Origin of the sequence: Pseudomonas sp. PAMC 29040, assembly GCF_003994535.1 — a bacterium.
Taxonomy (GTDB): Bacteria; Pseudomonadota; Gammaproteobacteria; order Pseudomonadales; family Pseudomonadaceae; genus Aquipseudomonas; species Aquipseudomonas paraversuta.
In genome coordinates this window covers 206855-218459 of the sequence record NZ_RZAA01000011.1, presented here as the reverse complement: position 1 = coordinate 218459, position 11605 = coordinate 206855, and the positions used below count along the sequence as shown (strand labels likewise).

General features: G+C 52.2%; 18 protein-coding genes, 1 tRNA gene and 1 pseudogene. 14 read left to right on the top strand and 6 right to left on the bottom strand.

The genetic code is table 11. The features are described 5' to 3' along the window. A pseudogene (locus WG29040_RS19800) lies at positions 1–124 on the top strand (integrase core domain-containing protein); the annotation flags it as partial. A 41-nt stretch (positions 125–165) separates the two neighbouring features. On the opposite strand, the gene WG29040_RS24385 reads toward WG29040_RS19800, so the two are convergent. Further along, the gene (locus WG29040_RS24385) at positions 166–333 is read right to left on the bottom strand and encodes a hypothetical protein (RefSeq protein WP_003447354.1); all 168 of its coding nucleotides are present in this window, start codon (positions 331–333) and stop codon (positions 166–168) included. A 223-nt stretch (positions 334–556) separates the two neighbouring features. Between WG29040_RS24385 and WG29040_RS19795 the strand changes: the two genes are divergently transcribed. Then, positions 557–1237 carry a peptidase C39 family protein gene (locus WG29040_RS19795; RefSeq protein ID WP_177412992.1) on the top strand — a complete coding sequence of 227 codons (681 nt, stop codon included), beginning with the start codon at positions 557–559 and terminating at the stop codon, positions 1235–1237. Between the two features lie 109 nt (positions 1238–1346). Here the strand turns inward: WG29040_RS19795 and WG29040_RS19790 are convergent, their stop codons facing one another. Then, entirely contained in the window at positions 1347–2630 is a 1284-nt protein-coding gene (locus tag WG29040_RS19790; protein WP_010656135.1) for an FAD-binding oxidoreductase, read from the bottom strand. Positions 2631–2814: 184 nt separating this feature from the next. On the opposite strand from WG29040_RS19790, the gene WG29040_RS19785 reads away from it, so the two are divergent. Beyond that, a tRNA-Val gene (locus WG29040_RS19785) sits at positions 2815–2891 on the top strand. A gap of 110 nt (positions 2892–3001) precedes the next feature. On the opposite strand, the gene WG29040_RS19780 is transcribed toward WG29040_RS19785, so the two are convergent. Then, the gene (locus WG29040_RS19780; protein WP_256681564.1) at positions 3002–3346 is read right to left on the bottom strand and encodes a tyrosine-type recombinase/integrase; all 345 of its coding nucleotides are present in this window, start codon (positions 3344–3346) and stop codon (positions 3002–3004) included. 183 nt (positions 3347–3529) lie between these two features. Here WG29040_RS19780 and WG29040_RS19775 point away from each other — a divergent pair, with 183 nt between their 5' ends. Further along, a complete protein-coding gene (locus WG29040_RS19775) occupies positions 3530–4081 on the top strand; it encodes a hypothetical protein (RefSeq protein ID WP_127196761.1) in 552 nt (183 codons plus the stop codon). Between the two features lie 136 nt (positions 4082–4217). On the opposite strand, the gene WG29040_RS19770 is transcribed toward WG29040_RS19775, so the two are convergent. Then, positions 4218–4583, bottom strand: a complete 366-nt coding sequence (locus WG29040_RS19770) for a hypothetical protein (protein WP_127196760.1) — start codon at positions 4581–4583, stop codon at positions 4218–4220. A 175-nt stretch (positions 4584–4758) separates the two neighbouring features. Between WG29040_RS19770 and WG29040_RS19765 the strand changes: the two genes are divergently transcribed. The 7 genes from WG29040_RS19765 to WG29040_RS19735 all read left to right on the top strand — a co-directional run bounded on the left by WG29040_RS19765 (position 4759) and on the right by WG29040_RS19735 (position 7916). Next, complete coding sequence (locus tag WG29040_RS19765) at positions 4759–5139, top strand: DUF4236 domain-containing protein (protein ID WP_127196759.1); 381 nt, start codon at positions 4759–4761, stop codon at positions 5137–5139. 408 nt (positions 5140–5547) lie between these two features. Further along, positions 5548–5931, top strand: coding sequence for a hypothetical protein (locus WG29040_RS19760; RefSeq protein ID WP_127196758.1), 384 nt, complete (start codon positions 5548–5550; stop codon positions 5929–5931). 27 nt (positions 5932–5958) lie between these two features. Beyond that, positions 5959–6342: a DUF1090 domain-containing protein gene (locus WG29040_RS19755; protein WP_127196757.1), complete on the top strand. Its 384-nt coding sequence runs from the start codon at positions 5959–5961 to the stop codon at positions 6340–6342. A 32-nt stretch (positions 6343–6374) separates the two neighbouring features. Beyond that, positions 6375–6692 (top strand): DUF2388 domain-containing protein, encoded by a 318-nt coding sequence (locus tag WG29040_RS19750; protein ID WP_127196756.1) that lies wholly within the window; start codon positions 6375–6377, stop codon positions 6690–6692. 12 nt (positions 6693–6704) lie between these two features. Beyond that, entirely contained in the window at positions 6705–6887 is a 183-nt protein-coding gene (locus WG29040_RS19745) for a hypothetical protein (RefSeq protein WP_127196755.1), read from the top strand. A 152-nt stretch (positions 6888–7039) separates the two neighbouring features. Then, positions 7040–7183, top strand: a complete 144-nt coding sequence (locus tag WG29040_RS24380; protein ID WP_165878377.1) for a hypothetical protein — start codon at positions 7040–7042, stop codon at positions 7181–7183. Between the two features lie 286 nt (positions 7184–7469). Beyond that, positions 7470–7916 (top strand): cupin domain-containing protein, encoded by a 447-nt coding sequence (locus tag WG29040_RS19735; RefSeq protein ID WP_003447464.1) that lies wholly within the window; start codon positions 7470–7472, stop codon positions 7914–7916. A gap of 100 nt (positions 7917–8016) precedes the next feature. Here WG29040_RS19735 and WG29040_RS19730 read toward each other — a convergent pair whose 3' ends face one another. After that, a complete protein-coding gene (locus WG29040_RS19730; RefSeq protein ID WP_127196754.1) occupies positions 8017–8451 on the bottom strand; it encodes a DUF3757 domain-containing protein in 435 nt (144 codons plus the stop codon). Positions 8452–9286: 835 nt separating this feature from the next. Here WG29040_RS19730 and WG29040_RS19725 point away from each other — a divergent pair. Continuing rightward, positions 9287–9637 carry a putative holin gene (locus WG29040_RS19725; RefSeq protein ID WP_003447466.1) on the top strand — a complete coding sequence of 117 codons (351 nt, stop codon included), beginning with the start codon at positions 9287–9289 and terminating at the stop codon, positions 9635–9637. A 124-nt stretch (positions 9638–9761) separates the two neighbouring features. Here the strand turns inward: WG29040_RS19725 and WG29040_RS19720 are convergent, their stop codons facing one another. Continuing rightward, the gene (locus WG29040_RS19720) at positions 9762–10172 is read right to left on the bottom strand and encodes a helix-turn-helix domain-containing protein (protein WP_003447467.1); all 411 of its coding nucleotides are present in this window, start codon (positions 10170–10172) and stop codon (positions 9762–9764) included. A gap of 173 nt (positions 10173–10345) precedes the next feature. On the opposite strand from WG29040_RS19720, the gene WG29040_RS19715 reads away from it, so the two are divergent. Together WG29040_RS19715 and WG29040_RS19710 are read left to right on the top strand one after the other, a co-directional pair. After that, the gene (locus tag WG29040_RS19715; protein ID WP_127196752.1) at positions 10346–10678 is read left to right on the top strand and encodes a hypothetical protein; all 333 of its coding nucleotides are present in this window, start codon (positions 10346–10348) and stop codon (positions 10676–10678) included. A gap of 205 nt (positions 10679–10883) precedes the next feature. Continuing rightward, positions 10884–11159, top strand: a complete 276-nt coding sequence (locus tag WG29040_RS19710) for an ogr/Delta-like zinc finger family protein (RefSeq protein ID WP_003447468.1) — start codon at positions 10884–10886, stop codon at positions 11157–11159. The last annotated feature ends 446 nt before the right edge of the window (positions 11160–11605 follow it).

The following is an 11605-nucleotide window of genomic DNA, read 5'->3' as shown; positions in this document are numbered from 1 at the left end:
ATGGTGAGTGAGTCGATATCGATTTACAACAGCGAGCGTCCGCACCAGTCTTTGAAATACAAAACGCCCGATGCAATGCATCGGGCGTTGGGGTGAAACAGGTGTAAACCTATTTCAGGACTAGACAAGGGTTTTTGTCGCGGTCACAACCAGACGTCAACCGCCCTAGTGGGCGTTTGCAGTGCCAGTCACGGGTTTTTCAGGCGGGACTTGCAGCTTGGGCTGTACCTGCGGGTGATGATGACGGCTGATGCGCATCAGTCCCCAGAGCATTGCGGCGGCAACGGCCAGCCAGCCGGTGATTAGCAGGATAATGGTCAATGTCGGGCTCATCAGTGCCTCCTTTGCCCACAATGGGCACAAACACACACTAAGCAACTGACAGTCTAGCGCGGGTAGTGTTGCAGTCTATTGACCAAAGGTCGTGCTGGACCAACTGATTTGTTCTATCCCGGTGATCTCGCTGGAGCTTAAGGCTATACCTGCGCTTGATGGCATCCTATGATCGACGGCCATGTCGGGCCTCGGGGCCGGTGCTCATTCAAGGCGAGGGAATATGCAGGCAGTGACGGGATCAAGATCGGTGCGGCTGTGGTTGCTGGCGGTACTTGCGCTGGCGGTGGTGGGGTGTGCCAGTGTCGAGCCGCCTGAGCTTCGTCGCCTGCCGGAACGGGTCGAACTCAATGGCGTGCCATTTTTTCGCGGCAATGCCAATCAAAGTGGTCCGCAGGTGCTGGCCAGCATGTTTGGCGAGCAGCGCATCAGAATTACCCCGGGCCTGCTGCTCAAACCATTGAAGCTGCCGGGTGCCGAAGCATCCCTGCAAGACAACATGCAGCAACTGGCGGCGGGGTACGGGTTACTGGTGTATCCATTGGACACCTCCCTTTCGGCGCTATTGGCCCAGGTGGCTGCGGGTTATCCGGTGATGCTGCGCTTCAGCGACGGTACAGTCTGGTCTGAACCGCGCTACGCAATGCTGGTGGGTTATAACCGCACCAAGCACACCGTGCTGTTGCGTGCCGGTATGGAGCGGCGACGGCTGATGGACTTCAACAAGTTTGAGTCGGCCTGGAAAGATGCCGGAGGCTGGGCGGTGCTGATTCTGTCGCCCGAGCAACTGCCGGCCAATGTCGACAAGGCGCGCTGGTTGAAAGCGGCCAACGACCTGTCCCGCTCGGGTCAGGAACAGGCTGGAGCCCGGGCCGTGAAAGCCCTGGAGAACTCGGGGAAATAACGGTCACAACCATCGTCTGGGAGGCGGGCTGGCCCGCGATGGCCTCACGGGGGCCATCATCGCCGTCTGCATCGCCGGCCAGCCAGTTCCCCGGGTTGCACAAGGTAAATTAAAAGCCGTACTTGTCACGCAGGCTGTAGTACCACGCCCCCAAAGCGGTCAGCGGTGTACGCAACAGCTGGCCGCCGGGGAAAGGGTAGTGCGGAAGATCGGCGAAGGCATCGAAGCGCTCGGCCTGGCCGCGCAGGGCTTCGGCCAGCACCTTGCCGGCCAGATGGGTATATGTCACCCCGTGCCCGCTGCAACCCTGCGAGTAATAGATGTTGTCACCGATCCGGCCCACCTGGGGTAGACGCGAAAGAGTCAGCAGGAAATTGCCGGTCCACGCGTAGTCGATCTTCACATCCTTGAGTTGCGGAAAGGCTTTCAGCATCTTCGGGCGAATAATCGCCTCGATATTGGCCGGGTCTCGCGCGCCATACACCACTCCGCCGCCGAAAATCAGGCGCTTGTCCCCCGACAATCGGTAGTAGTCGAGCAAGTAGTTACAGTCTTCGACGCAATAGTCTTGTGGCAGAAGGGTCTTGGCCAGCTCATCGCTCAAGGGCTCGGTAGTGATCACCTGAGTGCCGCATGGCATCGATTTGGCTGCCAGCTCGGGCACCAAATTACCCAGATATGCGTTACCGGCAACGATGATGAATTTGGCGCGGACCTTGCCTTGAGGCGTATGCACCACCGGGTTGGCGCCGCGCTCAATGCGGATGGCCGGTGATTGCTGGTAAATCGTACCGCCCAGTGACTCAACGGCTGCGGCTTCGCCGAGAGCCAGGTTGAGTGGATGAATATGGCCGCCACTCATGTCCAGCAGCCCGCCCTGATACTGGTCACAGGCGACCACTTCACGAATCCGGCGCTGATCCAGCAGCTCCAGTTGCGTATTGCCATAACGCTCCCAGAGCTTCTTCTGGGCTTCCAGATGACCCATCTGCTTGGCAGTGATGGCGGCAAACACACCGCCGTCTTTCAAGTCGCACTGAATTTGATATTTGGCCACCCGCTCGCGGATGATCTTGCTGCCTTCAAACGCCATTTGCCCCAACAGCTGCGCCTGCTTGGCCCCCACCGTCCGCTCGATGACATCAATGTCACGGCTGTAACTATTAACAATCTGCCCGCCATTGCGACCAGACGCGCCGAAACCGACCTTTGCGGCTTCCAGAACCGTGACCCTGAACCCGTTCTCCAGCAAAAACAGCGCGCTCGACAGCCCGGTATAGCCAGCGCCGATGACACAGACGTCAGTCTCGATCTCCTCCTGCAGGGCGGGGCGTTCGGGAACCGGATTGGCAGAAGCTGCATAGTAAGACTGGGGGTAGGGGGTGTTCGACATTCTGCAGCCTCTGTTTAATATATTTGACGAGTAAGGGCGATGCTACCTGAGTTGAAATCCAGCGGCTAGCCACCTGCAGAAGCGGTTTTTTGCGTCTCCTATAAATAATTCGACTATTCATAGAGTTAGCTGCAAAAAAGGTGTTGACACCCCTCCGCAAATCTATAGAATGCGACCCCACAGCAGGCACGTAGCTCAGTTGGTTAGAGCACCACCTTGACATGGTGGGGGTCGTTGGTTCGAGTCCAATCGCGCCTACCAAACAAAATCCGCTCTGCTGGGCGGTCTAGAAGGGCTCACCGAAAGGTGGGCCCTTTTTTGTTGTCTGCGATTTGCAAAACTTTTGCAAAACTTTTGCAAAACCCCCCACCTCAGAACGCCAAATCAGCCCCCACCTCCAAGTATTCGATACCTTTCTCTGTGTGCCCGTCCTGATAGTGTTTGGTCATCTTCGCGTCTGCGTGGCCCATCAGTGCCTGGATGTATTCCTGTGGGAAATTCTGCTGCTCATATAGCCATGCGCCCAAAGCGCGGATCCCGTGGAAGGTGGGTCGTTCGGTGGCTGGAATATGGTCATACGCATGTGCTGCGTCCCGGGCTTTGCTGAACTCGTTGGTCAGATACTTAGGAGTGACCGAGGTGCAGTGATCCTTGGCGGCTATCTGCTCACGCCTTCTCGCCTTGGGCCTGTAATGAATCAGGTAGGACGAAGCCACGGGAGGAGGGCAAACATTCGCTTACAACCTCTCGATCGTCGCTCTGTCGGCTAAAGCAGTTCGTGACTTATAAATCGTAATAAAAGGCTCTAGAACGGGCGTCTTGCGTGATGTCATCTTGACATCTATGGTTCCTTTGGCATCATCGATACCTTCGATAGCGCTCCATGGATGTGTAGTTTTATGACCGTGTTCAAAATGACTTTTCTGGCTTCCTCGTTTGCCCTGCTCGCAGCTTGCGGTGGCAGTGACAAAATTGACGGCTCCACAGAAGCCAAGTTTGCAGCCTCGATGACTTCCATCAGTCAAAATATTGATATTGCAAAAAAGGACGAGTTTGATCGTTCTCTTTCAGTGGTGCGGGCGTCTTACGGAAGTGACCGTGCAGGCATGGCTAAAGCTTTGGATGGTAAAGATGCTGATGCTGTCATTGCCCTATCCGCCGCAATAAGCAAAGCACAGGCTGAAAAAGAGCTGGCGGAAGCTAAAGTAGCTCAGGCGAAACATCTCGCACGAGCCAGAGTGGAACTGGCTGAACATAAGCAGAAATTAGAGGAACTGAAAGCCCATCGCCTCGCTACTGGTGAGAATGGTGGTGAACCGTCGAAACTGGAACTGATGATCAGCGATTACATGCCCGCCCGAGAAAAGGCAGTGAGCAATTTAGAAAAAATGACCCCAGAGCAATATAAATCTGCCGATAAAAATGGAATAGGCTATATGGAACTTCCATAACAAGCGGCAGATTAATTGATCCACAAGGGCCTCATTGAGGTCCTTTTTCATTTGGTGCCGTTTGAATCAAGCGCTCCGAAAATGGCGCAACCCCAGTCCTTGGTTTTTTAGGTAAAGCACTGGGGAGGTCGGTCACTTAAATCCCTAACTCTGTTACAAACACTTTTCCCTTAAGAAAGTTGGGGGCCTCGCAATTTGGCTCTTTATCCCGGGCTGCAAGATAGTTGGCAAACTCGTTTGCCATCGCAGCGATCCAGGCAGGATCCTGACTCTCAATTGGAGCTATCAAGTCCATTATTTCTGATGACTGGCTGAATTTGTATGCGAGAAGATCATTTGCACCGATTGCATCAAGCTGTTCATGGGAAAGGGGATTACGAAAGCTTTCTCGCTCCTTGAATGCTTCAATATCAAGCATGATTGCGTAGCGCAGTCCATAGCGCCATTGTTTATCATCTCTTGGTGTTGATGCTGCTGCTCTGATTCTGTCGCCTATTGCCATCAGTCTCACTATTCCTTCGCCCTGGTCAGGTGTTATGGCTAAGCGCCGCTGTCTGGGCCCCGTACAGACGCTGGCTTGCCATTTATGTTTACAGTCAGGATTGTGCCTGGTTAAGCTGAATTTCGATAGTGGCCTTTTAATGCTAAAGTGTTTTTTTTCGTAAAGGAAGTGAGTCATGGCCCTCAGAATCAGGAAGAGCATTAAAATTGCTCCTGGTGTTCGGATCAACATCAGCAAGAGTGGTGTCAGCACATCTCTAGGCGTGAAAGGTGCAACAGCCAATCTAAGTAAACGCGGTACGCGGATCACGACTGGTATTCCGGGCACTGGTATTTCCAGCTCTACTTTCTACAAAGCTAAACAAAAGCAAGCAGCAACTGCTGTGCCTCGTGAATACTCAACAGCTGAATGGGTCACCGCTTGGGTTATTGGCGAAATTGCGGCCATTGTCGGCTGGTTTATGCTTGATGGAGGCTTTCGGCTACTGTGCGGCGCATTGGCTGTGTTCATCCCACTTGGTATGTTTCTTTACTATCGTTCGAAACCTGCTGTTTGAAGCGTGCACCTGTGTGCAGGGGCTTACCTGATCTGCGCCGATAGAGGTATCAACCCAGTAGCAGGCGTTGATTAACATGGGATGCTGCTCACTCTGCTTCAGCGAAGCTGAATTGAAATCTCTGTCCCTTCATGGCTCCGGCAGGACCAATGTAGTCAGTCTGAATGGCCCTTGAGCCGGCAGCTGGCGGGGGCGTGGAGGGCGCGTGGGAGGCCGGTAAGACTGAGTAAGGTTGAGTAATGCGCACTTAAGGACTTATACAGAACTGCCTTTTATGATGGTGGCATGCAACTGGCGACAAGTAGTTTAAAGCCGGTTCTGAATATAGCGTGCTGCCAGGGGGTAAAGTTGGATTGGCTGTATATTGAAAGTGGAGACTGTGGCGGGTGCGCTGTCTGGGAACGCTCAGTGGCCGTGAATAAACAAGGGGTTTTATTTGTGGCTGCAACATTCGGTGGCGAAGAACAGGAAGTGGTTGTATTAACCCTGCGCAAGATCACACCTGCACTGGTCTGTTTTGGTCACGTGTATGTCCCTGTCGATTGGTTGTTTGAAAACTTTCCGTTGTCCAGGCGCAGGTGTCAGCCCATGGTCATGGAAGCGCTGCGCATTGTTAAAGTCCGTGCCCGTCATAACCATAATGCACACTCTCACGATTCATCAGATAAGCCGGGCCGTTGCAGTACACAGTTCTCCCGTGCTCATTTGCGAAAGGCGCTGGGGAGTTACCTGAGTACTGTTGAAAGCCATGTTCAGCCCCCTGAGTGGGCTCTGTTAGATGTGCGTATTTAATTAAAGTTGTGGTGCCGAGGCCTGAAGATGCGTAAGAAACTAGTCAGTCAATGGACATTAGGCGTTGGGTTGGGTTGCCTGTTAATGAGCGGTTACTCTGCGGCTCATAATGACAGTACCTGTGCAGAGCGTCGTGATGAAATACTCTATCAGTTGGAGCAGGCCAAACTAAGCGGTAATCGATATAAACAGTCGGGGCTGGAAACAGCCCTGCGCAATGTGCAGCGGTACTGTCAGGACGATCCGCTTGATCGTGATCAAAATAAAATGGCAAGCGCTGCGGCTGAGGTCATTTACAGAAGTGAGCAACTTGAAAAGGCGTTGGAAGAGGGCGCGCCAGGCAGAATCAAAGTATGCCGGGAAAAGCTGCATGACGCTCGCCGGCAATTAGCCCGCGCGACAGAAGATTAACGGTGTACGGTTATTAAATGATGAGAGTCTACATGAGCAATGCATGGGTTAAGGTCATGACGGTTTGCGCACTGGCAACATTTTCCAGTTCGGCAATGGCCATGAATGATTTTTGGCTTGAAACACTCATCTCCAGTACGTCCGGAGGAACAACCTATCTCACGTCCAGGGACAACAAACTGCACACGTCATTACTGGGTGATGCGAGTTCTTTTGTGGCAAGCGATGGTGCTATCCGCGGCCCTTACCTGGAGGCGTCAATCAATGCGCTGCGGGCGTCTGAATCTGCCCGGGGTGTCAGTGATATGGAACTGGCCACAGGTTTATTGCTGCTGTCGGTATCTGAGTAGGGGGGCGTGTCCATGAAACTCAAGATTTTACTTGCCGGCGTCCTTATGTTGACTGCCAGTCTTTCAGGTTGCACGACCAGAGACTGGATTCAAGCAGTGGGGGGTGCTGCACAAGCCCGTGACGATTACGCCAAAAAAAGTCTTATTGAACGGCTAAAAAAAGCCAATGCCGCGTCCTCTCGGGTAAAGAATTAATAAAGTAGCCACGCGTAACTGAGAAGTGCCAGTGGCTCAAGAGCGCTGCCAAAACCCCCGCCTTCTCAGTTAGCCGTTCACCCTTGGCGGTGCTTGATTTAAACCCCGTCCGAATCATCGACCCCTGGGCGCGCGCCGTCGATGAGCCGTACATGGGGATACGACGACCGACCGGCATGTGCACCATCAGGCGCATGGGGCTCGGAAACCGGCCGCTGTACATCGCCCGCCAACTGGGGGTTGCACTGGCAATCAGTTGGTACCGGATGCGCGATTCCCTGGGGTTTCCCGCCTGAGGTTTGTGTAGTTAAAAAGCCCGGCCTTTGTGCCGGGCTCTATGCATCCCGTCAGCCTGGTTCCGACTGTAGAAACGACACTCCCTCCCTACAGTGCGCCTGGACATTTAACGGCCCGGATTCCCGTTCCGCCGTGATCCCGGGGGCGTCCTGATCATTTAGCCTCGGACCCACATTCATGGTCTAGGCTACCGCCGGTGAGAATTACTCATTATTGAGAAAGCTGGATCTAGCGACTTGGCAAGGCAGATCCCTACTTCATTCTTATCCGCGCGGGATCAAAATCATGAAGAAATCTCACACGGGCGAAGCAATCCCGCCCATATTCGATTGCTGTACCACGATTGCCAAAGAGGGGGTAACAAGTGAGGTTTTACTCAGGTCCAGTTCGTCCTGGGAGGGCACGCCTTATATCGCTTATCCTGAGGGGACGCCGGAGTTAACGCTGGCAATTACCCGGATACCGGCCAACTCCATAATGGACTGGCACACCCATCCTTGCCCTATGGCGGTATATGTATTATCGGGTGAGTTCAGGGTAGAGATACGAGCGACTGGCAAGCAGCGATTGTTTACCCAAGGTGCTGTAATGGCAGAGTCTGTTGATATTGTTCATCGTGGCATGACAGGCGACCGCGGTGTGGAGCTTCTTATGTTTTATGCGGCAGTACCGGGCCTTAAGTTGTCCAGGCCCGCCAGTTCCGGCACGCCGCAGGACGGATCGGCGCAGTGAACTCAAGCCCGGGAGCCCGCTAAATCACCGCAGACCTGCTCGCCACTTCAGCAGGCAGGTTTGCTGCCACTTTGCAGGCTCTGCAACAGCTGAAACTGCATTATTGAATGAGAGAGAACTTGCAGTCTTGCGGTGCGGTGTTCTCGCACACGTGGTAGATGATACCGAAAGGGCCGTGCTCTTTTTTCCAGGTGTCGCCTTCAGTTTTTATGTTGAAGTCACTTTCATTTTTTGCCAGAAACCGCAGGTCGAGCAGGTCCTGATCGCCAAGGCCGTAGGTGCAGTACTGAAAGTATTGGGGGGCGGGCTGTTGCTCCTGAATGGCAAGCGCCATTTCGAAGTACTGCACAGGTGCTGTTTTCGCCACGACGCCCTGGAGAACGCCAGACCACTCTCCATGCTCCCCGTTTGCGCGATAAATACCGGGGGCGATTTGTTCTATCTCTGAAACTTCAGGGCAATTTTCCAGAGCTTGGGAAGTTGTGGCGATCGCCATAAGTGACGCTAGGGTAGTAAGTGTTAAATAGGGTTTCACGATGATATTCCTTGGCTACCTGTACTGGCGAGTTGTTGAATAGCACTGGCTGTTACAGGTTGATTGATTAAGCCTGTTTGTGGGGTGTGTATTCGATACATTCAATTAAAGGCAGGCAGGTGCCTGCTAACAAGAACTTCGTGTTGCTGAGTTGTCATTGACCATACACTTGGCCAGGGCCCTGTGTCAGACATCGCATTTGTAAAGTGCGACTGTACAATTCCCACTGCCACGGGGGTTGGAGGGGGCACTTCGTAGGGGCAAATATGTCGGGACATTTGGGGGGGATTAGCGGGGCGGGCTGGCTCTCAATCAGCGCCGGAATTTGTTACTGCGCAAGATTCGGCTGCAGTTAGAGCCGGGCGCCCAACCCACAGCATTTGTATAAAATCGGGTGCCGGCTCGAGGTTCATGGACATGGGCAGGAACTGTCGGAGGCGCGCCAGCTATTAATGTCGACACCGAGAAGCGTCCGTTCTTTGGACAGCGGGGTAAACAGGCATAGTGCCCGTGCCTATCGTGTAAGAAGTAGCAATCCCCACAGGGTACTGACGCGTTGGCCCGGTCTCGTTCTTCACGGGTGTGAGTTTTGCCGGCCGGCGGTCAGGCTCTTGTGGTCGACGCTTTTACAGTTTTGCAACATTGCCCCGGTCAGGCTTTTAAAGCATGCTTTTTTCTATTGGTTATACAGGTTTCAAGAGGGATATTAATGTGCGCCTGAATAATGTGCTCCGGGTCTGAAGATAGAATGTTCGATCCAGGATGTTGGGTGTTTGCGAGAAAGTTACGAGCGTTAGATGGTCTCGAAAAGATTTGGCCTCAGGAGTATTTCATAATGGATGAATCTTCATTCAAGGAGCTGGTTGAACTCAGTGCCAGGTGCTGCGGATGCATAGTATCGGGAATAGATATCGAGGTCATGATTGGTGCAGCGCTAGGAGCCTGGCTAATTATGAGCGGCAAAAGGAATTCCAGTATCAGGCAGCGTCTCACCACTCTTTTTTTATCAGCAGGGGCCGGTTATATATTTGCACCGATGGCCATGGAAATCGCTCCCGTCTTCACCGCTGGAGGTGCTGCATTCGGTTGTGCCTTGATTGTGGTTCCCATCGGGATCAAGGTGAATGTCTGGGTGAGGCAAGCGGACCTCCCTGAACTCATCAAGCGGCTGCGAGGAGGGCGATAAAATCCAGCATGATGCGCAGCGAGATCCGTTGCTTTTCCCGGTGTTTCAAAACGCCTGATTACTGAAGCGCCGCAATACACTATTGAAAGGTCTGCAGCATGAATACATTCAATCTGTACCCGGGTTAGTTGCTGGTTATGTGGTTAGACAACAGCCTATCGATATCATGTATACGCTGTTCCAGTTCTCGAAAGCGTTTGCGCTCCAGAATAATGTTTTTTATATGCAGACGATCATCTTCATTTACAGAGCGGAACAGGGTAATTAGAGAATCTTCTGCGGGACTTAAGCGCGACTCCAGCACAGCGCTCTCCGGGGTGTGGGTACGCCGGATAGGGCCTTGTCCGGTGAGTAGCCAGTCAATCGATACTCCCAAATGGGACGCTAAAGATATCAAAGCATCTGACCGCGGGTCTCGTGCGCCACTGACCCAATTTTGTAGCGAGCTATAGGGGATTTCACATAACATCGCAGCATCCTTTAGCGACAGGTTACTCAGTTCGATTGCTAATCTAATTCTATTTTCAATACCCATTTGGGGCTCCTTCCTTGACATAATCTCAATTGGGCATGTAGCTTTGATATTACTAAGGACTACACGGTATTTAGCAAGCGCGAGCGCATGCACAAGCACTATCGTCGAGATGGTTGGTCAGTGCTTACACAACAAGGATAGCAGGGACGCTATAAGTAGAGGTTCAATAGTCTATGAGTACTAAAGCGAAGTGTTGTGTCGAGCGAAATAAAATACCTTTTGTTATGTATGCTGCCGAAACTGCAAAAAACACAATAAGAAAACTCCTAAAAACTCATTTGTATAAGATGGATTTCTTTACAGCAGTGCCTAGCTCTGGATGGATGGTCAGTGTTCTTTTCGGGTTTGTTGCGCTTCGTCAAACTTTGGTGACTGTACGCGATTTAAAATGGTTGTTTAGTGGTGGTGTGGATAGCGCTGAACGTATCAAGCGATACTTGCAAAATCAAGTTCCGGGCTATTTCGGTCAATGCCGATGTTTAATCGGATCAGGTGTCATCAAGTGATCAATAACTAAGTGGTTTGGAGGCTAGGGTATGGGGTGTCTGGATTTTGCTCCGTGGGGCGGGAAAGTCATGTGCAGTTTAGCAGGTGTGTTGATGGGAACAGCTGTGGGGGGGTAGCAAGGTGTGTTATTACCAATAAGTTTTATTCCTAATTAGAGCTTCAGCCGCGACCAATAATTATTTCTTCAATATGGATATTTTGAATATGAGTGCCTATAAACTGGTTTGCCCCCATTGTTCCAACAAAATGCGCATACGTACTAGCGAAGGGCGACATATTTTTTTGCGCATTGCCTATCTGCAATGCGTGTTTGAAGGCTGCGGATGGTCGGTCAGGGCCGAGTTTGAAATGACCCACGAGATGAGTCCAAGTGGTATGGCCAATCCTTCCGTCAAGCTACCCATCGCAGACGGTGCGCTTCGTCGTACAGCAATGAAGCCTGAGGCGCCTCTTCCAAGGGGCAATAAAAAGACGAGTTAGATCAATAGCAAAACCTTGACCTGGCAGCGAGGTGGAAACAGCGGCATCAGGCGCTGCTTTCCCTGTGTAACTCAAACTATCCATTCAATGGGCGCCCTTCAAACTATCCACTCTATGGGGCGTCCTTATTGCAGCGGGATATGGATTGCTTATCTGTCCCTCTCTCCAGTCGTACAGATGAATTAGCGGTATTAAAAATACCTCTACTCTATAGCGACGCTTGTATAACGCTATACCCTGCAGGTTGTACACCATTCCAGGATTTTTGAATCTGTCAGGCATGCGCGCGCCTACTGCCCGACCATTTTTCTTGCTTCGTAATGCCTTGTCTTTCGTAAGGGCCTGGCCTGCAGTTGGCGATACATTTTTACTTCGCAAGTGCTTGGGCATCATGCCATGATGCAATGATGGGACTCGCAACAGATACCCTTGTATGTTTATTATCT